At 55.0% G+C, this 24390-nt stretch carries 24 protein-coding genes and 1 pseudogene; 24 read left to right on the top strand and 1 reads right to left on the bottom strand.

From position 1 onward, the window contains the following. Positions 1-49: 49 nt before the first annotated feature. The 14 genes and pseudogenes from E5329_RS22240 to E5329_RS22180 all read left to right on the top strand — a co-directional run. Positions 50-1159 (top strand): annotated as a pseudogene (locus tag E5329_RS22240) (phage portal protein); the annotation flags it as partial. After that, positions 1059-1904, top strand: a complete 846-nt coding sequence (locus E5329_RS22235; RefSeq protein WP_135991508.1) for a head maturation protease, ClpP-related — start codon at positions 1059-1061, stop codon at positions 1902-1904. The pseudogene E5329_RS22240 and the gene E5329_RS22235, both read left to right, overlap by 101 nt. 16 nt (positions 1905-1920) lie before the next feature. Further along, the gene (locus E5329_RS22230) at positions 1921-3138 is read left to right on the top strand and encodes a phage major capsid protein (RefSeq protein WP_135991507.1); all 1218 of its coding nucleotides are present in this window, start codon (positions 1921-1923) and stop codon (positions 3136-3138) included. 24 nt (positions 3139-3162) lie between these two features. Continuing rightward, positions 3163-3438: a head-tail connector protein gene (locus E5329_RS22225; protein WP_135991506.1), complete on the top strand. Its 276-nt coding sequence runs from the start codon at positions 3163-3165 to the stop codon at positions 3436-3438. Continuing rightward, entirely contained in the window at positions 3438-3779 is a 342-nt protein-coding gene (locus tag E5329_RS22220; RefSeq protein WP_135991505.1) for a phage head closure protein, read from the top strand. The genes E5329_RS22225 and E5329_RS22220 overlap by 1 nt, the downstream gene beginning before the upstream one ends. A gap of 2 nt (positions 3780-3781) precedes the next feature. Continuing rightward, the gene (locus tag E5329_RS22215) at positions 3782-4162 is read left to right on the top strand and encodes an HK97 gp10 family phage protein (RefSeq protein ID WP_135991510.1); all 381 of its coding nucleotides are present in this window, start codon (positions 3782-3784) and stop codon (positions 4160-4162) included. 6 nt (positions 4163-4168) lie between these two features. Beyond that, positions 4169-4486: a hypothetical protein gene (locus E5329_RS22210; protein ID WP_016289833.1), complete on the top strand. Its 318-nt coding sequence runs from the start codon at positions 4169-4171 to the stop codon at positions 4484-4486. 3 nt (positions 4487-4489) lie between these two features. Continuing rightward, a complete protein-coding gene (locus E5329_RS22205; protein WP_135991504.1) occupies positions 4490-5101 on the top strand; it encodes a major tail protein in 612 nt (203 codons plus the stop codon). Continuing rightward, positions 5098-5475 (top strand): hypothetical protein, encoded by a 378-nt coding sequence (locus E5329_RS22200; RefSeq protein ID WP_016285861.1) that lies wholly within the window; start codon positions 5098-5100, stop codon positions 5473-5475. Before E5329_RS22205 ends, E5329_RS22200 begins: the two co-directional genes overlap by 4 nt. Next, the gene (locus E5329_RS30025; protein ID WP_016213948.1) at positions 5472-5636 is read left to right on the top strand and encodes a hypothetical protein; all 165 of its coding nucleotides are present in this window, start codon (positions 5472-5474) and stop codon (positions 5634-5636) included. Before E5329_RS22200 ends, E5329_RS30025 begins: the two co-directional genes overlap by 4 nt. A gap of 71 nt (positions 5637-5707) precedes the next feature. Beyond that, positions 5708-8644, top strand: a complete 2937-nt coding sequence (locus E5329_RS22195; RefSeq protein ID WP_135991503.1) for a phage tail tape measure protein — start codon at positions 5708-5710, stop codon at positions 8642-8644. 6 nt (positions 8645-8650) lie between these two features. Further along, positions 8651-9013: a hypothetical protein gene (locus tag E5329_RS22190; protein WP_135991502.1), complete on the top strand. Its 363-nt coding sequence runs from the start codon at positions 8651-8653 to the stop codon at positions 9011-9013. A gap of 36 nt (positions 9014-9049) precedes the next feature. Beyond that, positions 9050-10942, top strand: coding sequence for a hypothetical protein (locus E5329_RS22185; RefSeq protein WP_135991501.1), 1893 nt, complete (start codon positions 9050-9052; stop codon positions 10940-10942). Continuing rightward, a complete protein-coding gene (locus E5329_RS22180; protein ID WP_135991500.1) occupies positions 10939-12333 on the top strand; it encodes a hypothetical protein in 1395 nt (464 codons plus the stop codon). The genes E5329_RS22185 and E5329_RS22180 overlap by 4 nt, the downstream gene beginning before the upstream one ends. 86 nt (positions 12334-12419) lie before the next feature. On the opposite strand, the gene E5329_RS22175 is transcribed toward E5329_RS22180, so the two are convergent. Then, positions 12420-12791, bottom strand: a complete 372-nt coding sequence (locus tag E5329_RS22175) for a SymE family type I addiction module toxin (protein ID WP_135991499.1) — start codon at positions 12789-12791, stop codon at positions 12420-12422. Between the two features lie 252 nt (positions 12792-13043). Here E5329_RS22175 and E5329_RS22170 point away from each other — a divergent pair, with 252 nt between their 5' ends. The 10 genes from E5329_RS22170 (at position 13044) to E5329_RS22130 (ending at position 24350) form a co-directional block, all read left to right on the top strand. Continuing rightward, a complete protein-coding gene (locus E5329_RS22170; RefSeq protein WP_135991498.1) occupies positions 13044-13463 on the top strand; it encodes a phage holin family protein in 420 nt (139 codons plus the stop codon). Between the two features lie 2 nt (positions 13464-13465). Next, the gene (locus tag E5329_RS22165) at positions 13466-14965 is read left to right on the top strand and encodes an N-acetylmuramoyl-L-alanine amidase (RefSeq protein WP_135991497.1); all 1500 of its coding nucleotides are present in this window, start codon (positions 13466-13468) and stop codon (positions 14963-14965) included. A gap of 143 nt (positions 14966-15108) precedes the next feature. After that, positions 15109-15516: a hypothetical protein gene (locus E5329_RS22160; protein ID WP_135991496.1), complete on the top strand. Its 408-nt coding sequence runs from the start codon at positions 15109-15111 to the stop codon at positions 15514-15516. A gap of 200 nt (positions 15517-15716) precedes the next feature. Beyond that, a complete protein-coding gene (locus E5329_RS22155; RefSeq protein ID WP_135991495.1) occupies positions 15717-16142 on the top strand; it encodes an RNA polymerase subunit sigma-70 in 426 nt (141 codons plus the stop codon). Further along, on the top strand, positions 16135-16311 hold the full coding sequence (locus E5329_RS30020; RefSeq protein ID WP_168356725.1) for an SHOCT domain-containing protein: 177 nt from the start codon (positions 16135-16137) through the stop codon (positions 16309-16311). The genes E5329_RS22155 and E5329_RS30020 overlap by 8 nt, the downstream gene beginning before the upstream one ends. A 35-nt stretch (positions 16312-16346) precedes the next feature. After that, positions 16347-17909, top strand: a complete 1563-nt coding sequence (locus E5329_RS22150; protein ID WP_275443614.1) for a recombinase family protein — start codon at positions 16347-16349, stop codon at positions 17907-17909. Continuing rightward, positions 17894-19471 (top strand): recombinase family protein, encoded by a 1578-nt coding sequence (locus E5329_RS22145; RefSeq protein WP_135991494.1) that lies wholly within the window; start codon positions 17894-17896, stop codon positions 19469-19471. Before E5329_RS22150 ends, E5329_RS22145 begins: the two co-directional genes overlap by 16 nt. 169 nt (positions 19472-19640) lie before the next feature. Next, positions 19641-21065 carry a recombinase family protein gene (locus E5329_RS22140; RefSeq protein WP_135991493.1) on the top strand — a complete coding sequence of 475 codons (1425 nt, stop codon included), beginning with the start codon at positions 19641-19643 and terminating at the stop codon, positions 21063-21065. 162 nt (positions 21066-21227) lie between these two features. Then, on the top strand, positions 21228-22598 hold the full coding sequence (locus E5329_RS22135; protein WP_135991492.1) for a TIR domain-containing protein: 1371 nt from the start codon (positions 21228-21230) through the stop codon (positions 22596-22598). A gap of 870 nt (positions 22599-23468) precedes the next feature. Next, positions 23469-24350, top strand: a complete 882-nt coding sequence (locus E5329_RS22130) for an ATP-binding protein (RefSeq protein WP_135991491.1) — start codon at positions 23469-23471, stop codon at positions 24348-24350. Positions 24351-24390: the final 40 nt, after the last annotated feature.

Genomic DNA, 24390 nt, shown 5'->3' with positions numbered 1-24390 from the left:
CTAATTCCCCCATGAATGGGGGCTAGGGGGCTGAAGTGTCGAAGACACTTTTTTACTGCACGATGAGCCGAACCCGGAGATGACTTCCTTCGTTTTCCGTGAAACGCTGATGACGCACCTGCTCCTTTGGGGGAACGCCTACGCGCAGATCATCCGAAACGGCAAGGGCGAGGTTATCGGGCTGTACCCGCTGATGCCGGACCGGATGGGCGTGGAGCGGGACTCCAAAGGGCAGCTCTATTACGAGTACACGGTCAGCATGGAAGACGCGCCTACGGTAAAGGGCAGCACGGTCGTCCTGCCGCCCACAGAGGTGCTGCACATCCCCGGCCTTGGCTTTGACGGGCTGGTGGGCTATTCCCCTATTGCCATGGCAAAGAACGCCATCGGCATGGCGATAGCCTGTGAGGAGTACGGGGCGAAGTTCTTCGCCAACGGCGCACAGCCCAGCGGCGTGCTGGAGCATCCGGGAACCATCAAAGACCCAAGCCGTGTGCGTGAGAGCTGGCAGTCCACCTTCGGCGGCAGCCACAACGCCAACAAGGTGGCCGTTTTGGAGGAGGGGATGAAATACACGCCCATCTCCATTTCACCGGAACAGGCGCAGTTTCTGGAGACGCGGAAGTTCCAGATCAATGAGATCGCGCGGATCTTCCGTGTGCCTCCGCACATGGTGGGCGACCTGGAAAAGAGCAGCTTCTCCAACATCGAGCAGCAGAGCCTTGAGTTCGTGAAATACACTCTTGACCCGTGGGTGTCGAGGTGGGAGCAGTCCATGGCGCGGTCGCTGCTGACGGCGGAGGAGAAAAAGAAATATTTTGTGAAGTTCAACGTGGACGGTCTGCTCCGTGGCGACTACCAGAGCCGCATGAACGGCTACGCCGTGGGGCGGCAGAACGGGTGGATGTCGGCAAACGACATCCGGGAGCTGGAGAACCTTGACCGTATCCCGGAGGAAGTGGGCGGCGACCTGTACCTCATCAACGGGAACATGACAAAATTAGCCGATGCGGGGCTTTTCGGGAAAGAGGGGGCCGCACCGGGAAAGGAGGAGTCGGATGAAGACAAAGAAGTTCTGGAACTGGAAGAAAGTGAAAAACCAGGAAACGGGGGCGGAGGAGCACATCCTGGAACTGAGCGGCACCATCGCGGAAGATAGCTGGTTTGACGATGACGTCACGCCGCAGCTTTTTAAGGATGAGCTGAACAGCGGCACGGGCGACATCACCGTGTGGATCAACTCGCCGGGCGGCGACTGCGTGGCGGCGGCACAGATCTACAATATGCTTTCCAACTATAAGGGGAAAGTCACCGTGAAGATAGACGGCATCGCTGCAAGCGCCGCCAGTGTGATCGCCATGGCAGGCGACACCGTCCTGGTATCCCCGGTTTCCATGCTGATGATCCATAATCCTGCCACTATTGCATGGGGTGACCATGCGGAGATGCAGAAGGCCATGGATATGCTATCCGAAGTGAAGGAATCCATCATCAACGCCTATGTGTTAAAGACGGGGCTTTCCCGGCCGAAGCTGTCGCACCTGATGGATGCGGAAACGTGGATGGACGCGAACAAGGCGGTGGAGCTTGGCTTTGCGGATGAGATCATGACGCGGGCAAAGGCGGAGCCGGAAAAGGAGCCGGAGGAAGGCGAGGGGGATACGGACGGGGAGGAAGAAGAAAAGAAATTCCCTCCCGCGCCTAGTTCCATGCTGTTCTCCCGCAGGGCGGCGGACAATGCCCTGCTGAACAAGGTCATTGCAAAATACGGGGAGGAAAAGCCCAGGGCGGGCATCGGGGAGCAGGCGAAGATCCCTGCTCCGGGAGAGAAAGGCACACCAAAAACAGAAACCGGCCGTTCCGTGGACGTACTCATGGAGCGGCTTAATTTATTAAAGCGATGAGAAGGAGGATTCCATTATGACGATTCTTGAACTGCGTGAGAAACGCGCGAAGGCATGGGAGGCGGCGAAGGCATTCCTGGATTCCCACAGGAAGGAGAACGGCACCCTTTCCGCAGAGGATGACGCCGCATACACAAGGATGGAGCAGGAGATTACCGACCTTGGGAAGGAGATCGCAAGGCTGGAGCGGCAGGAGGCACTTGACGCGGAGCTGAACCGCCCGATCAACAAACCCCTTACGGGGAAACCGGGTGGAAAGGCGGAGGCGGACGGTGCGGAGGATAAGACCGGGCGTGCCTCCGACGACTACCGGAAGAACTTCTGGAACGCCATGCGCTCCAAGGCACCGATGCCTGCGGTCACCAATGCCCTGCAGATTGGCACGGACTCCGAGGGCGGCTACCTGGTGCCGGATGAATATGAAAGGACGCTGGTGGAGGCTTTGGAGGAGGAGAACATCTTCCGCCAGATGGCGAAGGTCATCAAGACCTCCAGCGGTGACCGCAAGATCCCCGTGGTGGCAAGCAAAGGCACGGCATCCTGGATTGACGAGGAGGGCGCATTCCCGGAGAGCGACGACTCCTTCGGGCAGGTCTCCATCGGCGCCTACAAGCTGGGGACAATGATCAAGGTCTCCGAGGAGCTTTTAAACGACAGCGTCTTTGACCTGCAGTCCTATATCTCCCGCGAGTTTGCCCGCCGCATCGGGGCGAAGGAAGAGGAGGCGTTCTTCACGGGGGACGGCAAGGGCAAGCCGCTGGGTGTCCTGGCGGCAACTGGCGGCGCGGAAACGGGAGTGACCGCAGCGTCTGCCACGGCAGTGACGGCGGATGAGCTGATGGATTTATATTATTCGCTGAAATCCCCGTACCGCAAGAAATCCATGTGGGTGCTGAACGATTCCACCATCAAGGCCATCCGCAAGCTGAAGGACAACAACGGGCAGTACCTGTGGCAGCCGTCCCTGGCAGCCGGGACGCCGGACATGATCTTAGGCCGCCCCATCAAGACCTCGGCGTATATGCCGGTTATGGCCGCGGGTGCAAAGACCATCGCTTTCGGCGACTTTTCCTATTACTGGATCGCTGACAGGCAGGGGCGTTCCTTCAAGCGCCTGAACGAGCTGTTCGCTGCAAGCGGGCAGGTGGGATTCCTCGCCTCGCAGCGTGTGGACGGGAAGATGATCCTTGCGGAAGCGGTGAAGGTGCTGGAACAGAAAGGGGCTTCGGCCTAAGGTTTTTCGGAGGGAGGTGGAGGCATGGCAGTGACGCTGGAAGAAATGAAGAACTACCTCCGTGTGGACTATGACGAGGACGACGCCCTGATCGAAAGCATCATCGGGGCGTCGGAACGCCTCTGCATGGATGTGGCGCGGATGGATTCACTGGAAGAGTTTTCTGCCGTGGAGAATGCCAGGATTGCCGTGCTGTATGCGGCGGCCTACCTCTACGAACACCGGGAGGAGGCAGACCACCGCGCCCTCACGCTCACCCTGCGGGCTTTGCTCTTTGGGGCAAGGAAGGAGGCGTTCTGATGGATGTGGCGGCGATGAACGTGCGGATTGTGTTCCAGAAAAATGAAACGGTTTCTGATGCCATCGGAAACCACACAAACACATGGGCAGACTACTACTCCTGCCATGCCACCATCAGCGATTCCCTGGGGAAGTCCTCTGCGGAATCCGAGGCGGCGGGGCAGACCGCGGCGCACCCGGACATCAGCTTCACGGTGCGTTTCTGCCAGAAGGCAAAGGCTGTGGACACCACGGGCTTCCGGATTTTATGGGACGGCGGCATTTATGACATTCTGAAGGTAGACCATCTGAACAATAAAAAACGGGCATTGAAATTCAAATGTGAGAAAGCGGGGCGGTAATGATGTCAGACAGGGTAAGGATCGACCAGCTTGCGGCCGCAGTGATGGAGGGGCTGACGGAGTACGCGGACCTTGCGGCGGATGATCTGAAAAAGGCGGTGAAGAAAGCGGGGAATTCCGTGAAAAAGGATATCCAGGAGGGAGCGCCGAAGGACACGGGCGCCTATGCGAAAAGCTGGTCTGTGAAGAACGTGAAGGAGACTTCCAACTCCATCGAGCTGGTGGTGCATTCCAGGAACCGCTACCAGCTCTCGCACCTCTTGGAATTCGGTCACGCCAAACGGGGCGGCGGGCGCGTCCCCGGAAAGGCGCACATCGCGCCTGCGGAGGAGCGGGCGGAACGGACGCTGGAGCAGGAAATTGAAAAGGCTCTGAGGGGGTGATGCATTTTGGAAAAACTTGTAAGCATGATTGCGGAGATGGGTCTGCCTTTTGCCTACGACCATTTCGTAGAAGGGGAGTCGCCGGAGCCGCCGTTCCTCTGCTACCTCATTCCGGGGAGCGACAATTTCGCAGCGGACGGGAAGGTGTACCACAGGGGCGCAAGCGTCCATGTGGAGATTTACACCGATAAGAAAGACCTGGCGGTGGAGAAAAAAGTGGAGGATGTGCTGGACGCGCATGAGGTCTTCTACAACAAATCGGAAACATGGATTGGTAGCGAGCGGCTTTATGAAGTTCTGTATATTTTTGGATGGGAGGCATGACGGATGCAGAATAAAAAGAACAAAGTGAAATACAACCTGAAAAACACGCACTATGCGATGCTCACGGTTTCGGAAGACGGGGTGGTGTCCTACGGGACGCCTATCCCGATGCCCGGCTCGGTGTCCATCTCGCTGGACGCCAACGGCGAGCCGGAGAACTTCTATGCGGACGGGACGGCGTACTATGTCATCAACAACAACATGGGCTACGACGGCGACCTGGAGCTTGCCATGATCCCGGAGTCCTTCCGCAAAGATGCCTTACGGGAGGAACTGGACAGCAGGGGCGTGCTGATTGAGAACGCCTCGGCGGAGCTTGCGGCTTTTGCGCTGCTCTTTGAGTTTGACGGCGACCAGAGGCACATCCGCCATGTCCTCTACAACTGTTCCGCCTCAAGACCGGGCATCGAGGGCAAGACCAACGAGGAGAGCCGGGAGGTGCAGACGGAGACGCTGACCGTCAAGGCCACGCCCCTGGCGGACGGGATGGTGAAGGCGAAGACCGGGGATTCCACAGACGAAACTGTTTATAAGGACTGGTACAAGGCGGTGTATATGCCCGCGGCGGCAGATGATGGCGGCGGGGAGCAGGGCAATGAGGAGGGCGACGCATGAGCATGACAAGGAAGATTGAGATTGACGGGAAGGAAGTGCCGTTCCGGGCATCGGCGGCCGTTCCGCGTATTTACCGGATTAAGTTCCACCGGGATATTTACAAGGATCTGAGTGCGCTGGAAAAGAGCATCGGGAAAAGCGATGAGGAGAATTCCAATTTAGACTTGTTTTCACTGGAGCTGTTCGAGAACATCGCCTTCATCATGGCGAAGCACGCCGACCCTTCCATCCCGGACACGCCGGAGGAATGGCTGGACGGTTTCGGCACGTTCTCCATCTACCAGGTGCTGCCGCAGCTCATCGAGCTGTGGGGGCTGAACGTGAAGACCGACGTGGAGGCTAAAAAAAACTTCGCGCAACTGACCGCCCGATGACCACGCCGCTGTTCCTGCTGCGGTGTGTGCAGCTCGGCATCTCCATCCGGGATTTAGATTTGCTGACCATCGGCATGGTCAACGATATGTACGCGGAGAGCAGCAATGACAGCGCGGACTACTCCATTATCGCAGGGCAGGACGAGTTCGATTTATTTTAACCGCAGATTTGGATTTTTTTGATAACGCCTGGGCAGCCGGGCTTTTTTTGCGCCGTTAAGGGGGTGTTGGTGTGGCGGCAAACAGGATAAAAGGGATTACGGTAGAGATTGGCGGCGACACCACGAAGCTCCAGACGGCGCTAAAAGGCGTGAACACGGAGATACGGAACACGCAGTCACAGCTTAAGGACGTGGAGAAGCTGCTGAAGCTCGACCCCGGCAACACGGAGCTGATGGCGCAGAAGCACCGGCTGCTCGGCCAGGCAGTTTCGGAAACGAAGGAAAAGCTGGAGACGCTGAAAACGGCGGCAGAGCAGGCGAATGACGCGCTGGCAAGGGGCGAGATTTCCCAGAGCCAGTACGATGCCCTCCAGCGGGAGATCATCGAGACGGAAAACAACCTGCGTGACCTGGAGCGGCAGGCGGGGCAGTCCGCCGTGGCTTTGCAGAAGATTGCCGCCACGGGGGAGAAGTTAAAGACGGTCGGCTCCGCCATTGAGGGCGTGGGGCAGAAGCTGATGCCCGTCACTGCGGCGGTGGGCGGGCTTGGCGCGGCTGCCGTGAAGGTGGCTTCCGACTTCGACTCCGCCATGAGCCAGGTGGCGGCTGTGTCCGGGGCGACCGGGAAGGACCTGGAAGCCCTGCGGGATAAGGCCCGTGAGATGGGCAGCAAGACCAAGTTCTCCGCATCCGAGGCGGCGGAGGCGATGAACTACATGGCCATGGCCGGCTGGAAGACGAACGATATGCTCTCCGGCATCGAGGGCATCATGAACCTTGCCGCAGCCTCCGGGGAGGATCTGGCGACCACCTCGGACATCGTGACGGACGCGCTGACCGCCCTGGGGCTGTCGGCGGAGGATTCCGGGCATTTCGCGGATATCCTTGCGGCGGCAAGCTCGAATGCCAACACGAACGTATCCATGATGGGCGAGACGTTTAAATACTGTGCGCCCGTGGCCGGCGCACTCGGTTTTTCCGCAGAGGATACCGCAGAGGCCATCGGCCTGATGGCGAATGCGGGCATCAAGTCCTCCCAGGCAGGCACGGCCATGCGCTCCATGATGACCAACCTCACCGGGGAAGTGAAGTTTACCGGGGCTGCCTTCGGGGAGCTGACGGTACAGACCACGAACACGGACGGCAGCATGAGGAGCCTTGGGGACATCCTGGCAGACTGCCGCGCGGCATTCGCACAGATGTCCGAGTCGGAGAAGGCCGCCAATGCGGAGGCTCTGGTGGGCAAGAACGCCATGTCCGGATTCCTTGCGGTGATGAACGCCGCGCCGGGGGACATTGAAAAGCTGAACAGCGCCATCAACAACTGTGACGGCACGGCGGAGAAGATGGCGGCCACCATGCAGGATAACCTTGCGGGGCAGCTTACGATCTTAAAGAGCCAGTTGGAGGAACTGGCAATCTCCATCGGGGAAATCCTGATGCCCTACATCCGGCAGATCGTGGGCTGGATTCAGGGGCTTGTGGACTGGCTGAACAGCCTGGACGAAGGCACGAAGAAGATCATCGTCACGGTGGCTTTGGTGGCCGCGGCGCTCGGCCCCGTCCTGATTGTCATCGGGAAAGTGGTCGGGGCAATCGGAACAATTATGACCGTGGTGCCGCAGATCGCCAGCGCTATTTCCGGTGTAATCGGGTTTGTGTCCGGGACGGTGATCCCGGCGATCTCCGCCGTGGTGGCGGCTATCGGGTGGGTGCCTTTGGCAATCGCCGCTGTTGTCGCCATCCTCGTGGTGCTGTACAACAAATGCGAATGGTTCCGTGAGGCGGTCAATGCCATCTGGACGCAGATCAAGGAATTTTTTGTTTCCGCATGGGAAGTCATCTGTTCTTTCTTTACGGAGACCATACCGAATGCCTGGAATTCCCTGGTCTCATTCTTCCAGGGCATCCCGGCGTGGTGGAGCGGGCTGTGGCAGTCCGTGGGCGACTTTTTCAGTAACATCTGGACGAACATGATGAACAATCCCGTGCTGACGGGGATTGTGGACATGATACGCTCCCTGTGGGAGAACCTCTCCACGACGCTGCAGGGCATTTGGAACGGCATCAAGACGGCGGCTTCCGGGGCTTGGGAGCTGATCAAGAATGTGGTGCTTGGGCCGGTGCTTCTGCTGATCGACCTGGTGACCGGGAATTTTACCAAGCTGAAGGAGGACGCCGCCAACATCTGGAACAACATCAAGAATGCGGCGTCCAATATCTGGAACGGCATCAAGCAGGTGGTCGGCTCGCTGGCGCAGGGGCTTGCGAACCACGTTTCCATCCTGTTCAACGGGCTGAAAACCACAATCGCAAATATCTGGACGGCAATCAAGAATACAGCCTCGTCCGCCTGGAACGGGCTGAAAAACCTGGTGTCGTCCATTGCGTCCAATCTGAAACAGGCGGCGGTGAACGCTTTCAAGGCCATGGTTTCCGGCATCGGCTCCGCGCTTTCCTCCCTGGGGAGCGTAGTGCAGTCCGGGTTCCAGTCCGCCATCAGCTTCATCACCTCGCTGCCGGGGAAGGCGCTGGAATGGGGGAAGGACTTCATCAACGGAATCGCGGACGGCATCCGCAGCGCCATCGGCAACGTGGTAAATGCGGTGTCGGATGTAGCGGACAAGATACGCTCCTTCCTGCACTTCTCCGTGCCGGACGAGGGGCCGCTGACGGATTACGAGAGCTGGATGCCGGACTTCATGTCCGGGCTGGCAAAGGGCATCGAAAAGAGCCGGGGCATGGTGAAGAAGGCCGTGTCCGGGGTGGCGTCCGACTTAATGCTCCAGCCGCAGGCGGCTGTCCAGGGGATGCAGGGCGGCAGGGATTCCTCCGGGGATCCTTCCGTGGGCGAGCTGCTCGGAGGGCTTAGGGAGATGCTTTCCGGCCTGCAGGAGATGGCGGGCGGCGGGACCATCTGTATCCCCGTGTATGTGGGCGGGACGCTGCTGGATGAAGTGGTGGTGGACGCGCAGGCAAGGCAGAACTTAAGGTCGGGAGGGAGGTAAGGCGGCATGGCGTATATACAGTATCTGGCAATTGACGGTGTGCCGCTCCCCCTGCCGGACTCCTACGAGGTGCAGATGGCGGACGTGGAGGCGGATTCCGGGGGCGAGACGGAGGCCGGGACCACGCAGAGGGACGTGGTGAGGATGGGCGTGGTGTCCATCCCCGCCGCTTTTTCTGTTTCCCCCAAATGGCTGAAGCTGCTGACGGGGTTTAAGCAGATGGAAAAGCTCACAGTAGATTATTTTGACACGGAAACGTTGGAAATAAAGCGGACGGAAATGTTTATTAGCGGCTACAAGGCAAGCCTTGTGAAAGACACATCCTATAAGGGGCTTTGGAAGGTGTCGTTCACGCTGAAAGAGTTATAAGGACACAGAAAGCATGGCGGGAGGAGGTGGAATCGGATGTACCCGGTGAGCGATGCGTTCCTGCGGGCGGTGCAGGAGAACACACGGAACTACTGCTGGACGGGGCAGATCACGACAAAGGGCGGCGCTGTATACCCGTTTGTTTACGAAGATATCGTGAAAGGGAGCGGGTACCTCACGGCGCAGTGCTGCGGCAGCGCAGAGATTGAGCTGGGGACGGTGTACGCCGCCGAGATGGGCATCACGCTCTTTTCACAGATTGACCGCTACACGCTGGAAGGGGCGGAGGTGCGGCTCTCCTACCACCTGCGGCTTGCGGACGGGAGTTTCGAGGAAGTGCCGATGGGCATCTTCGAGGTCAGCGAGGCGAACCGGACGGCGCACTGCCTGGAGCTGAAAGCCTACGATTATATGCTGCGCTTCGAGAAGAGTTTTAACGGTTTTGAGACGGTGGGCAACGCCTGGGCGTTCCTGGATTTATGCTGTAAGGCGTGCAACGTCGTATTGGCGCACACACAGGCGGAGATCGAGGCCATGCCCAACGGCACGGAGCTGCTCTCCATCTACCCGGAAAATGACATCGAGACTTACCGTGACGTGCTGTACTTTGTCGGGCAGGTGCTTGGCGGCTTTTTCTGCATTAACCGGGAAGGGAAGCTGGAGCTGCGGAAATATGGGACACAGCCGGTGATGGAGGTAAAGAGCAGGCACCGTTTCACCAGCAGCTTTTCCGACTTCATCACCCGGTACACGGCGGTCAGCTCCACGAACCTGCGCACACAGACGGCGGAGTATTACGCCCTGGAGCCGGACGACGGGCTGACCATGAACCTGGCGGTGAACCCGCTCCTGCAGTTCGGGCTGGAGGAAACGCGGGAGACGCTCTGCCGGAACATTTTAAATGACCTGGCGGTGGTCAGTTATGTGCCGTTTGATTCCAGCACCATCGGGAACCCGGCATTGGATTTAGGGGACGTGCTGACTTTCACGGGCGGGCAGGCAGACGGGAGCCAGACCGCCTGCATCACTTCTTCCAACTGTAGGATTGGTGGGAAACACACCTTGAAATGTGTGGGGAAGAACCCAAGGCTGGCGCAGGCAAAATCGAAGAACGACAAGAACATCTCCGGCCTACTAAACCAGATCGAGGCGGGGAAGATCGGGATACACACGTTCACGAATGCCTCCGCCTATACGGTGGCGGAGACCAGTGTGCGGATCATCAGCATTGAGTTCGCAGCGAAAGAGGAGACCCATGTGCAGTTTTTCGGGCAGGTGCTGGTGGATGTGTCCGCAGGGCAGGTGAGCCGTTCTGCCAGTGCGAAAGGGAGCATCGTGGTCCCGTTCCCGGCAGGGGGCGGCGGGGATACAGGAACAGGCGCGGATGCCGGAACAGATACCGGGGATGGCAGCGGCGGCCAGGGGGCAGATACAGAAAGCGTCACGGTGGACGTGGAGCTTCCGGTCACATGGACGGAGGACGGGAAGGCAGTGGCGTATGTCACATACGAATTCAATGATTCCGAGATCCTCATCCATTACCCCGTGGAGACCTGGGGGAGCGGGAAACACATCCTTTCCCTGTACTATCCGATTGACGGGCTTGTGCCGAACATCACGAACACTTTCAACGTCCACCTGCGGATGGAGGGAGGGACGGCAGCCATCGATACGGGCGGGTGCATCGCCTCTATCAGCGGCCAGGGCATGGCTGCGGGCGCGGCGTGGGACGGCACCATCACGGTGGAGGAATATGTGCAGCCGTTCACGCTTAAGGGCGGCCTGCAGGCGAAGGCGTTCTCCGGGGAGATGGGATTTGAGACAATGGAGCTGGTAAAGAAATATTATTCGGACAGCATCAGGAAGGCGGGCATCGGCGCGTTCGGGAAGCCCGTGGAGCTGCCGCAGGAAGGAGAGGGGACAGGATGAAGCTGAAAGGGACGATGGTACTGGAACTTACGGATGAAGCCACGGGGGAAGTGGAGAGCGTCACGGAGGAGAACATGGTGACGGAGGCGGTGAACGACATCCTGGGCATGAACCCCATGGGCGTGTTTTACTCAGAAGAGAACCTGGCGGATGTCTTAAGTTGGAATGGGACGCTGCTCCCCATCTGCCCGAACATGGTCGGCGGCATCCTGCTCTTCCCCAGGACGCTGGAAGAGGATGCCGCCCATATCTACGAGATGTCGGATAACCTCCCGGTGGCCTATGCCTCCAACAATGTGAACACCACGGCGAACACGGCCAGGGGCAGCATGAACCAGACGGAGAGCAAGGCTTTGGAGAACGGCTATAAATTTGTGTGGGAGTTCACGCCAAGCCAGGGCAACGGCACCATCGCGGCGGTGGCGCTGACCAGCGCCCAGGGCGGGCAGAACGCCTACGGGAGCCTGGTGGGGGACGCCAGCACGTTTTTAAAGATAAAGAAGCTGGACATCGGCGACCTTGGGAAAGCGAAGCAGGAGGTGCTGTTCGAGGCAGTGGAGATGGATTTTGAAAAGGACCTGCTGTATTCCATCACCTTTGCGGACTCCAGCGTGCGGATACGGAAGGTGCGCATCCCCGTCTTCACCATCGGGCTGAATGAAAAGCTGGACGATTCCACCTACACCGTGCTGGAAGACCACGCCGTGCCGGCGGAGACCTTCCTGTTCCTGGGCAGCTACACGAAGTACGGGGAATTCCTGGACGGGAAGGACGGGTACTGGTACGGCTTCTCCAACCAGGCGAATTCCTCCGGGAACGCAAGGATGCTGTGGGTAAAGATATCCAAGGCGGACTATACCGTGACGGAGGGGGAATGGACGCTGTCCAACGCAAGGCTGGTGGCGGTGGGGGAGCGGGACATGGAGGACAGCTACCCCGAAAGGAAGTGCCGCTGCTGTATGCGGAACGGATACCTGTATGTCCCTGCGTATGACAAAAAGGGCATTTATAAAATAAACGTGGCGAATTCCGCAGACGTGGCGCTGGTCGCTTTCGGCTTCACTTCCAAGATGAAGCCGCTGTGCGAGTCCGCGACCTGCGAGCTGTACCTTACGCTGATCGGGGACCTGATCATCGGCGGGGACTTCCAGGTCACGGCAGACGACATGGTCATCCACACCCAGGGGAGCGTGAGGCTCGGCAGCGCGGCGACGCCGCTGTTCCAGTATAAGCAGTTCCTGGTGGGGTGGGGAGGCAGCTACGGGAACGAATACCGCCATATGTACCTGCTGACGCCCTACCTTGCCACCATCAACAACCTTTCCTCGGCGGTGGTGAAGGACGCCAACAAGACCATGAAGATCACCTACACGCTGACGGAGGAGGCATGACGGGCAGCTTTACGGCAGGGGGATGCGTTTCCCCTGCCGTGATAAAAGGGTGGTGTGTGCCGGGAGCCCCGGCGTGCGGCGTTTCTTCAGTTCCGGGAGTCCGGTTCAGATGCGGCGTATCTTGTGGACGGCTCCGCGACCATGGAGAGGGATGCGGCTTCGGCTTCAATGCCGCGCTTCATCTGCTCAAGCTGCGCGATCCTTTTTTCAAGCTCAGCCTGTGCCTCCCGCTGCTCCTTTGCCGCCAGCTCTTCGGCTGTGAGGGTGCGGATGTGGATGGAGCCTTCCTCGTATTCAACGATGAGCGGGGCACCGATGGAAAAGCCGAGGGCTTCCAGCCAGTGGCCTTCCATCTGTATCTTCGGGACCGCGGTGCATGGACCGGTGCCGCTGTGCAGGATGCCGCCGCTCTGGCAGTGGCGGTAGGTGTAAACGACTTTGATGTTCTTTGTCTTCATAGGGTGTCCTCCTTGGATTTTTATTTTCCCCTGCCGCCTCCCGTTTTCCGGGCAGGCGGGGCTTTGGGTAGTGTTATTAATCACTCTGAAGCCGTGAAATAGCAAGGGAAACGGGAGGCATAAATGTGACAAAGATTCCCACAGATACTTGTGTAAACGACACAAATAAATATCCTTTTGGATACGGGGCTGTCCGCCGTTTGGCGGGCGGCCTTTTATCATACAAAAAATCATTTAAAGGAGGGTTTCAACATGAAGGAATTCTGGAACACGATCCAACTTATTTTCACTGCCATCGGGGGATGGCTCGGCTGGTTCCTGGGCGGCTGTGACGGCCTGCTGTATGCGCTCATCGCTTTTGTCGTGGTGGACTATGTCACGGGCGTGATGTGTGCCGCAGCGGATAAGAAGCTGTCCAGCGAGGTGGGTTTCAGGGGCATCGCAAAGAAAGTGCTGGTCTTCCTGCTGGTGGGGATCGCCAACATCCTCGATGTGCAGGTCATCGGGAGCGGCTCCGTGCTGCGGACGGCCATCATCTTTTTCTACATCTCCAACGAGGGCGTGAGCCTCCTGGAGAACGCCGGACACCTGGGGCTGCCCATCCCGGAAAAGCTGAAGGACATTCTGGCGCAATTGCATGACCGGGCGGAAAACGGGAAGGGGGACGAGTGAGGATGAAACTTGTGGAAAGCATTATGACGAGAAATCCCTGCTACACGGCAGGGAGGAAGATTACGGTGAAGGGGCTGATGCTCCATTCCGTGGGCTGCCCGCAGCCGAAGGCGTCCGCATTCATCAGTTCGTGGAACAGCCCGGCGCATGACACATCCTGCGTCCACGGATTCATTGACGGGAACGATGGAACGGTGTACCAGACACTCCCCTGGAACCACAGGGGATGGCACTGCGGGAGCGGGAACAAAGGGAGCGGGAACAATACCCATATCGGGGTGGAGATGTGCGAGCCTGCGTGTATCCGGTACACGGCAGGCTCAAATTTTACCTGTTCTGACATGGCAGAGGCAAAAGCGGTGGCGGAGAGAACCTATGAGGCGGCGGTGGAGCTGTTCGCAATGCTCTGTAAGAAGTACGGCTTGGACCCACTGGCGGACGGTGCCATCATCAGCCACAGGGAAGGACACAGCCGGGGCATTGCCAGCAACCACGGCGACCCGGAGCATTTGTGGGCGCAGCTTGGGATGGGGTACACGATGGACGGATTCCGCAGGGCGGTCAAGGCGGCGATGGGCGGTGCGTCCTCCGGCACGGACGGATACACGAAGATCATGGGGAATGCCGTGGCGACTGCGGAGCAGATGAAAGCGTATCTGAAAGCGAAGAATCCGGGCGTGGCACAGTCCGTTCTTGACATGGTTCCGCTGTATCTTTCGGAAGGAAAAGCGGAGGGAGTGCGTGGCGACATCGCCTTTGCACAGTCCTGCCTTGAGACGGGGAACTTTACTTTTTCCGGCTCTGCGGTCACGCTTTCCCAGAACAATTTCTGCGGCATGGGCGTGACTTCAAACGGGATGAAGGGGAATTCCTTTGGCACGCCGCAGCTCGGCATCCGGGCGCAGGTGCAGCACCTGAAAGCCTACGCCTCCACGGATGCGCTGAAGAACGCCTGTATTGACCCGCGTTTCAAGTATGTCACGAGGGGCTGTGCAGAATATGCGGAGTGGCTTGGGCAGAAGGAGAACCCGGCCGGGAAAGGATGGGCGGCGGGGGCCGGCTATGGCGGGAAAATCCTCTCCATCCTGAAAGGCATCCTCGGCACGGCGGGAGGCGCACCAAAGCCTGCTCCCGCAGAGACCGAAGCCTGGTACCGCGTCCGGAAGTCGTGGGCGGACGCCTCCTCGCAGAAAGGGGCGTTCAAGTCGCTGGAGAATGCCAAGAAGTGCGCGGATGAGAATTCGGGGCATTCCGTGTTCGATGAATCGGGGAAGGCGTTGTACACCAAAGCGGCGGCACTCCAGCCGTACCTTGTGCGGGTGTCCATCCCCGACCTGAACATCAGGCAGGGGCCCGGCACGGATAAGCCAAAAACAGGGAAGGTGACCGGCGTGGGTGTATTTACCATTGTTGAGGAAGCGGACGGGAAAGGCGCCTCCAGGTGGGGGAAACTAAAATCCAACGCAGGGTGGATTTCGCTTGATTACGCCAGCCGGATATAAATACAGACAGCAGGGCCCGCGGCATTTTCCTATGTGCCGCGGGCCCGTTTTTTAGTGGGTGTAAACTACACAGGAAACGGATGGAAAGTTTGTGCATCTTATGGCGCAGAAATGAGTGGATAATCCCCCGGTTCTGATTTAACATGGCACTACCCCAAAGGGGCGCTGCCGGAAACGGCGGCAGAAAAATAAAGGAGGCACACGCCTATGAAAAAACAGTTTATGGAAACAGCCCGCCTGCCACGCAGGGGGCGGCGGAAGGAGGGATGCTGATGTTCACTGCAAGAGAACGCACACTTCTCACTTCCCCGTACTTCCGGCTCATCCGCCAGACGGATGACTTCTTTGAGATCCAGTCCAGATGCACCAAACACTGCTGGATTGTCCAGAAACTTTCCTATGATCGGTATCCGGTCCGCATCTACCACAAGCACACGAAGGGGACGGCCTACTACCATAAGCACGGCCATGCCAACACGGTATCCTCCGCCGTCCGGCAGATCAAGAGCCACGATGTGTGGCAGCTAAACGGGAGGCGCGCCATGGCGTAAAGCCCGGCGCGAATAGTGACAAGCCCACGGCACATAAAATGTCGTGGGCCATTTTTTGATTTCAGGGGGTTCAGTTCCCCCGTTTCCGTGGCCTATATGTGAAAGCTATTTTTCCGCACGGCGGGAGGCACAGAAAAAATACTGGCGCGACCGTCCGATTCCCGCCCCTGCGGTGGCATATGGCAGGAGGTGTATTTTTCATGACGGAGGAACAGAAAAGGAAGGTTTCAGACCTGCGGCGGGCAGGCATGGGATATACGGAGACGGCAAGGCTGGCGGGCGTGTCCAGGGACGCGGTGCGCAGCTTCTGCAGGAGGAACGGCCTGGCGGGGCAGGCGGCGCAGGACGGGCAGGAGGACGCCCAGGCGCAGGAAGGCATCTGCCGGGAATGCGGGAAGCCGCTGCAGCAGACGGCGGGCGTGAAGCGGCGGGCGTTCTGCTCCAGGGAGTGCCGGGAGAAGTGGTGGCACGGGCATCCGGAGCAGATAAGGCAGAGGGCGGTGTATTCTTTCATATGCGCCGGGTGCGGGAAGCAGTTTGACGTCTATGGGGATTCCAGGAGGAAATACTGCTCCCACGGGTGCTATATAAAAGCCAGGTTCGGGGGAGGCGGCGCAGATGAGTGAGGGGGAATTCCGCGCGGAGATGCGCTACCGGATGTCGCTTGCCGTGGCACGGGCGATGCTCGAAGAAGGCGCCATCACCGAGGAGGAATATTCGGAAATTGATACAATACTGCTTAAAAAACACCGGCCAATTCTGGGTACATTATTAGCGGGAAAACCCTTGCAATAAGTGCGTTTCAGAGTGATGAATGGTAGCGGAAAGGAGTGGTTTCATTGAAGAAAATCAGCAGAATCGAGCCGGTCCGCCCCGTACTGACAGACCGGAAGAAAGTGGCCGCTTATGCGAGGGTGTCCAGGGACACGGAGCGGCTCATGAATTCCGTTTCCGCACAGGTCAGCTACTACAGCGCACTCATCCAGAACAATCCGGAATGGGAATATGCAGGGGTGTACGCAGACTGCGGGATATCCGGGACGGGGACGGCCAGACGCAGCGAATTCTTAAGGATGCTCGCCGACTGCGAGGCGGGCAGGATCAATATCATCCTGACGAAATCCATCAGCCGCTTCGCAAGGAACACGGTCGACCTTCTGGAGACGGTCAGGCATTTGAAGTCCCTCGGCATCGAGGTGCGGTTCGAGAAGGAACATATCAATTCGCTTTCAGAGGATGGGGAGCTGATGCTCTCGCTCCTGGCGTCCTTTGCACAGGAGGAGAGCCGGAGCATCTCGGAAAACGTGAAGTGGGGAGTCAGGCGGCGGTTCCAGTCCGGCGAGATCGGGACGGCGAACAAGCACATCCTCGGATACCGGTATGATGAGGATGAGAAAAAATATGTCATCATACCGGAAGAGGCGGAAGCAGTCCGCTGGATGTTCCAGATGTACATTGACGGCGTTTCCTTCCGCCGGATTGCGGAGAACATGAACAGGGTGGGCATCCGCACCACTCTTGGCAACGATTTCCAGGAAGCCTCGGTGCGGCAGCTCATTTTCAACGAGGTCTATGCCGGCGACATCCGGCGGCAGAAATGCTACATGGCGGACCCCATCACCAAGGCAAAGGTAAAGAACGGCGGGGAGCTGCCGCAGTATTACATGGCAGACTGCCATGAAGCCATCATTGACCGGGAAACCTACGCAAAGGTCCAGGCGGAGATGGAACGGCGGGCGGGGCTTGTCAATCCCGCCTACCCTTTTACAGGGAAGATGAAATGCGGCGTCTGCGGGCAGCCGTTCACACGGAAGAAAGGGACCATAAGGGGGAAGACCTATGTACACTGGATATGCCGCTCCAAAAAGGAGACGGGCATGAGCTGCACCAGCGTGAATTTCAGCGAGGAAGAGCTGGAGCGGATTTCGGCGCGGACGCTTGGAATGGATGAGTTTGACGGGGCTGTGTTTGAAAAGGCTGTCCGGGGCATCACCATCATGGAAAACGGGGACCTGGAATTCCATCTCACCGGCGGGGAGACGAAAGTCTGGAAGAACCTGCACCTGGACCCGCCCAGGCACATCGCCACGGTCACGGACTGCTTCCAGGGGAAGATACGGTGCGCCGCCTGCGGGAATACATACCACCGGGTGAACGGCGCGGGGAAGTGGGTGTACTGGTACTGCATCGGCAAGAAAAGGAAGAATGTGGAGTGCCATAACCCGAACTACACCGATTACAAGCTGAGGCAGGTTTCCGCGCACATGATGGGGCTGGAGGAATTTGACGAAGCGGAGTTTGAAAAGCAGATAGAGGAAATCACGGCATTTCCGGATGGCAGCCTGGAATTCAATTTTTATGGAGGGAGGAAAGAGCGATGGCAAAGAGCGTGATCACGATACCGGCCACGGTGAACCGGCACACGGCGGCACCGATAGGCAGCTATAAAAAACGCAGGGTGGCCGCCTATGCCCGCGTCTCCACCGACCATGAGGAGCAGCAGAGCAGCTACGAGGCGCAGGTGGACTATTACACGAACTACATCAACGGGCGCGAGGATTGGGAATTCGTATCTGTATATGCGGACGAAGGCATAACCGGCTGTAACACGAAAAAGCGCGACGGCTTCAACAAAATGGTGGAGGATGCGCTTTCCGGTGCCATCGACCTCATCATCACCAAGAGCGTCTCCCGATTCGCAAGGAACACGGTGGACAGCCTCACGACCATCCGGAAGCTGAAGGAGAACAGGGTGGAGTGCTACTTTGAAAAAGAGAACATCTGGACGTTCGACGGCAAGGGCGAGCTGCTCCTTACCATCATGTCCTCGCTGGCGCAGGAGGAGAGCCGGAGCATCTCGGAGAACTGCACCTGGGGGCAGAGGAAGCGTTTCGCGGACGGCAAGGTCACGGTGCCGTTCAAGCGGTTCCTGGGCTACGACCGGGGCGAGGACGGGAACCTCGTCATCAACGAGGGGCAGGCGGAGACCGTCCGCAGGATCTACGGCCTCTTCCTGCAGGGGCGCTCGCCCCACGCAATCGCAAAGCTGCTGACGGCGGAGGGCATCCCCTCGCCCGGCGGCAAGGAGGCATGGTCTTCCAGCACGGTGAAGAGCATCCTCACGAATGAAAAATACAAAGGCGATGCGCTCCTGCAGAAAGTGTACACGGTGGACTTCCTCACCAAGCAGAAGAAAGTGAACGAGGGCGAAGTGCCGCAGTATTATGTGGAGAACAACCACCAGGCCATCATCAGCCCCTCCGTGTTCGAGGAGGCGCAGCACCAGATGGCGGCCAGGCATTCCGGGAAGAACCGGGCGAGCAGCACGGGTGTATTCTCCGGCCGGATAAAATGCGCGGACTGCGGGGGCTGGTACGGCTCGAAAGTGTGGCATTCCAACAGCAAGTACCGGAAGACCATCTGGCAGTGCAACCACAAATTTGACGGCGGGGAGAAATGCGGCACGCCCCACCTTGACGAGGAAACCATCAAACAGCTTTTCCTGAAAGCGGCCAATGCCATCTTTGCAGAAAAGGACGGTGTGCGGGAGGATTACGACTCCATAAAAGACACGCTTTTTGGCACCGCGGGGCTGGAGGCGGAGCGCCTGCGGCTGCAGGAGGAGATGAACGTGGTGGCGGAGCTGATCGAACAGTGCGTGGCGGAGAATGCCCGCGTTGCCCTTGACCAGACGGAGTACCAGAAAAAGTATGACGGGCTGGCGGGGCGGTTCAACCGGGCGAAGGGGCGGCTTTCGGAAGTCAGCCAGGCCATCACAGAGCGGCAGGCGAAGCGGGAAAAAATCGGGAGGTTTGTTTCCGCCCTGGAAAAGCTGGACGGTTCGCTCACGGCATTTAACGAGGACGACTGGTACAGCCTTGTGGAGTACGCCATGGTGTACAGCAGGGAGGACATCCGTTTCACTTTCAAGAACGGGATGGAGATAAAGGCATGAGAATATAGTTCCCCGGAGCAGGGAAGAAAACGGCTCCGGGGGATTTTTCCTTGCCTCCTGCGGAAAAATCATGGAGTATAGGAAAAATCGTGGAGTATGGGGAAAAATCACGGGGTATAGGAAAAATCATGGAGTATGATAAAAAATCGCGGGGTATCGGTAAAAAATCATGGGGTTTAATGAAAAATCAAATTGTATCAAAGACAGCGTTTACATAGACGAAGGCATCTCTGCAACGAACACAAAAAAGCGCGATGGTTTTAACCAGATGATTGAGGATGCCCTGGCGGGGAAGATTGACCTCATCATCACAAAATCGGTCAGCCGGTTCGCAAGGAACACGGTGGATTCCTTAACAACGGTGAGGAAGCTGAAGGAGAAGGGCATCGAGGTTTATTTTGAAAAAGAGAACATCTACACGCTGGATTCCAAGGGGGAGCTGCTCATCACCATCATGAGCTCCCTTGCGCAGGAGGAATCAAGGAGCATTTCGGAGAACACCACATGGGGCAAGCGGAAACAGTTTGCAGACGGCAAAGGCAGCCTTGCCTACAGCACCTTCCTCGGATATGAGAAGGGCGAGGACGGCAGCCTGCAGGTGAACCCGGAGCAGGCGGAAACGGTAAAGCTGATATACCAGCTTTTCCTGCAGGGATTGAGCCCGTATGCCATCGGCAAGAAGCTGACGGGGCTTGGCATCAAGAGCCCTGCGGGGAAGGACACCTGGCACCAGAGTTCCGTCAAGAGCATCCTCACCAACGAGAAGTACAAAGGGGACGCGCTCCTGCAGAAGCAATACACGGCGGACTTCCTCACAAAAAAGCGGAAGAAGAACCAGGGGGAGATACCGCAGTATTATGTGGAGGGAAACCACGAGGCAATCATCCCGCCCGAAACATGGGAGCTGGTGCAGGAAGAGATGGAGCGGAGGAAAAGCATGGACACGAGGTACAGCAGCGCCAGCATATTTTCCTCAAAAATCAAGTGTTCTGAGTGCGGGAACTGGTACGGCTCCAAGGTGTGGCATTCCAAGGACAAATACCGCAGGGTAATCTTCCAGTGCAACCATAAGTTCAAAAACGATAAGAAATGCCAGACACCGCACATTACCGAGGACGAGATAAAGGAAGCCTTTGTAAAAGCGGTCAATGCGGTCATCCCGGAAAAGGATGAGCTGATAGCGAACACCAAGGTGATGATGCGGACATTATGCGACACCACGGAGTTGGAAGTGGAGCAGAGCCGGCTCCTGACCGAGATGAAGACGGTGGCGGAAATGGTAAAGAGGATTGTGGCGGAGAACAAGGCCGCCGCCACAGACCAGGGCGAATACCAGAGACGACGCAATGAACTGGTCGCAAGATACGAGGCGGCCAGGGACGGGTACGAAAAAGCATCCGGAGAGATTTCCGACAGGCAGGGGAAGAGGAAAACCTATATGCGGTTTATTGGCGGGCTTCAGAAGCTGGACGGTTTCTGCGGAAAGTTTGATGAGGAGCTTTGGACGGCGCTCCTTGACTACGCCACGGTTTATGCTAGGGATGACATCCGCTTCACTTTCAAGGCGGGAAACGAAGTGAAAGTTGATGGATAGGTAAAAATGTGTAAAATCGACATTTAATATAGAAAGAAAAATTTTTTTCGGGCCGGAGACTTTGTGGTTCTTCGGCTTGCTTTCTTGTGGGAATTTGACGATAAATATGATATGATTAAGTTCGAGTACAAAATACGAGCTAATAGAGATGGGGGATAAGTTATGCCTGCGAAATCGTCAGAACAGAAAGCAATTGAAAAGCAGATGAAAGAAAATCAAAGGATAGAACGGGACAATACAAGGTGCGAACGGGCATCCGGGATTGTTAATGCTGCGAAGTACATAGGTGATTTTCGCGTTATGGATCCAGATGCGGAGAAGGTTTTAGAAATTGCATTAGAACAGTATAATGGGAATGACAACAACTTTGTTACAGTTTCTGATGATGCTGTTCCAAAACATCCGAGTAATTCTTTACCGCTTGAAGCGGAGAAATTATTGATGTATGGTATGCTGTCCCACTATATGATTTATGCTAAAAGCGTTATGCTTACGCTGTCAAATTTGGGAAAAACATATTTTGAGGATAAGAAAAAAGCTATTGAAGGAGAGAATATTAAAATGACAGAAAATAAGATGCCTATGTTGCTGATTAGCCATGCAACCACTGATAAGAAATATGCAGAGCATTTGGTTACTCTTTTTGAGAATATAGGATTGGATCATACACAGATGATTTGTTCATCAGTGCCAGGATACGGAATACCCTTAAATAAGCGGGTTTATGATTGGCTTGCAAATAAATTTATAGATTGGGATTTAGACTTGTATGTTATATTTGTTTTATCGGATAGATATTATTCGAGTGCAGCGAGCTTAAATGAAATGGGGGCTGCATGGGTAACAAAAAAAGAATATACATCAATATTGCTTCCGGGGTTCGATTTCTCTCAGATAAGAGGTGCCATTAGTGCTGACCAAATAGCAATTAAATTGGATTCTGATGAAGAGGAACTTAGGCAAAGACTGAATGAATTGAAAGACAATTTGACAGAAAAATTTGGGCTTACTAAGGTTGTTGATGTAAGATGGGAACGGTTTAGAAGTGCATTTATAGATGCAATAAAAGGAATTCAAGTAGAGAAAGAGAATAGTAGAGTACGCAAAAATCAGCCTTCTTTTGCTATTAAAATAGACAGTATAAATAAGCAACTCCCTGGAACAGCTGATGTTCTTAAGCCTGATTTTACTGGAGGAACTTGTCATAGAAACCTTCAATTTTCTATTGAAATTGTAAATGATAAGGTAGCCAGAAATCTTATCGTGTTTGATAAGCTGCTAACAACGGTACTAAAACCAGGAGAAAGGTGTAGAATGGCTGTTGCATATGAGGACTCAGAGGATGTGAAAAGATGGCCTTCTAGAGTGACAAAAATCTTGCATTCAGAATATGAGGACACAAAAGGACTTCCAAATTGGTTTAACATATGCTATCAAGATGAAGAAGGTCATAATATGACTCAAAGTCTGAAATTGCAGTCGTTTGATGGAGAAGCATATTATGATCTTGATGGCTATCCTTGGGAGGCATAATTAGTGGGAGAAGTCCCTAAATATTTTTGAATTCAATGACATAAGTATTTATCGATGCACACTTGGAAGAGTGTGCATTTAATATGAAGAAATGGCGATTTTAATCATTTGCAAGGGGTGCATTGGGGGTGCATCGTTGAATTGTATCAATTTCGTTGTACCGATGAACATCGCAACAACGAAATTGATACAATGCGGAATTGCGGAAATGCCTGAAAACAAGGCATTTCACGGGTTCTGCAGTTTTGTTTTTTCGCTTTTTGAGCCTTTTTTCTGTTGAGGGAGCAGCTTCGTTTTCTGATTTTGTACCACTTTTTAACGATAGCAGGAATCGTTAAAAGGTTTGAATGGGGCGGGGCAGAGCCTTGTGCTGGGAGCGATAAAAAATATATAACAGCGGCACAGGCGGCAATAAAAAAATAATGCCATAGGATTTTTGGTACTAACAGGCAAAAGTATTGAAGAATGGCTTAAAATCAAGGGGTTTTAAGGCTTGGTGGGGTTCATCACGGTGTGTGGTGGACCCCAATTTTTTTGTTTTTTAATGCCGCTGATAGGATGGCGATTGGGGAAAAAATCGTACTATCAGGCAAAAGTATACTTTCACGCAAAAGTCGGGGGTTTCCGTGATAGTATAAAGCGGAAAGGTAAAAGGGTGTAGGGTATTATCGGTTTTGGCTGAAAGGTGTATTAGCTTGACGGAAAATGCTGTTGAAAAACGGGGGATATGATACAAACACGGAAACTGCTCGGAGTTTTCGTGATAGTATGGAGTTTTGCGTATTTGTTTGCAAAATTTGTGTTTTTTGGATAGTAAATGAAATGAGGATATGGTAAAATATTAGCAATATAGAGTCAGGGAGAGATACCATGAAAAATATATTGATTACACCTGAAGGAATAAAGAAAAATTTGAAAAATGTAAAACCATTAGATGCAATATGTGAATACATATGGAATGGGTTTGATGCGGGCGCGTCTCATGTGAGAGTATATTTGCATACTAATGAAATGGGTTTGATAAATATGGTATCTATTATAGATGATGGTACAGGTATTGTATATGATGAATTACCACATAAGTTTCAACCTTTTAATGAATCTAAAAAGGCTGATTTACCTAGCAGACTAAATCATTCATTGCCACATGGGCGTAAAGGTATAGGACGTTTGACGTTTTTCTCTTTTGCTCAAATAGCAAGATGGGACACTGTTTACGAGAAAAACGAAAAGAAATATAAATATTATATTGGAATGAATAAAGATTCTCTTAATGAATATGACGATAACGGTGGGTTAAAACCAACTGAAACAAAAGATTCAGTTGGAACTAAAGTTACATTTACACAATTAATTGCATTATCTAAAGAAGAAATAATTGAAGAGATAAGGAATGAATTTTTTTGGTTTTTAGAATTAAATGAAAGTAATAAGTATGAGATATCCGTAGATGATCAGCTGATTTCTTATGAGGATATTGTGATAAATAGAACAGAGTTAGATTTAGTTCAACTTAAACTAAATCATGAATATGAAGTAAAGTTCGTGCAATGGAGTAAAAGTTTGGGGAAGGAGTATTCAAAATTTTACTTTATTGGATCAGATAATAAGGAGTGTTATAAAGAGGCGACTAAGTTAAATAAGAAGTCGGATGAATTTTTTCACAGTATATTTATTAAGAGTTCCTATTTTGATGAATTTAATTTTGATAATACTCAGATTGAGGGGCAAATAGGTTTATTGTCTGTATAATGGGGTTAAAACCCTCGCCTTTAGGCGAAACCTTTAGGTA

The organism is Petralouisia muris (assembly GCF_004793545.1).
In the GTDB taxonomy this organism is placed as follows: Bacteria; Bacillota; Clostridia; order Lachnospirales; family Lachnospiraceae; genus Petralouisia; species Petralouisia muris.
The sequence above is the reverse complement of the archived record's forward strand: the minus strand, read 5'-3'. Positions and strand labels throughout refer to the sequence as shown.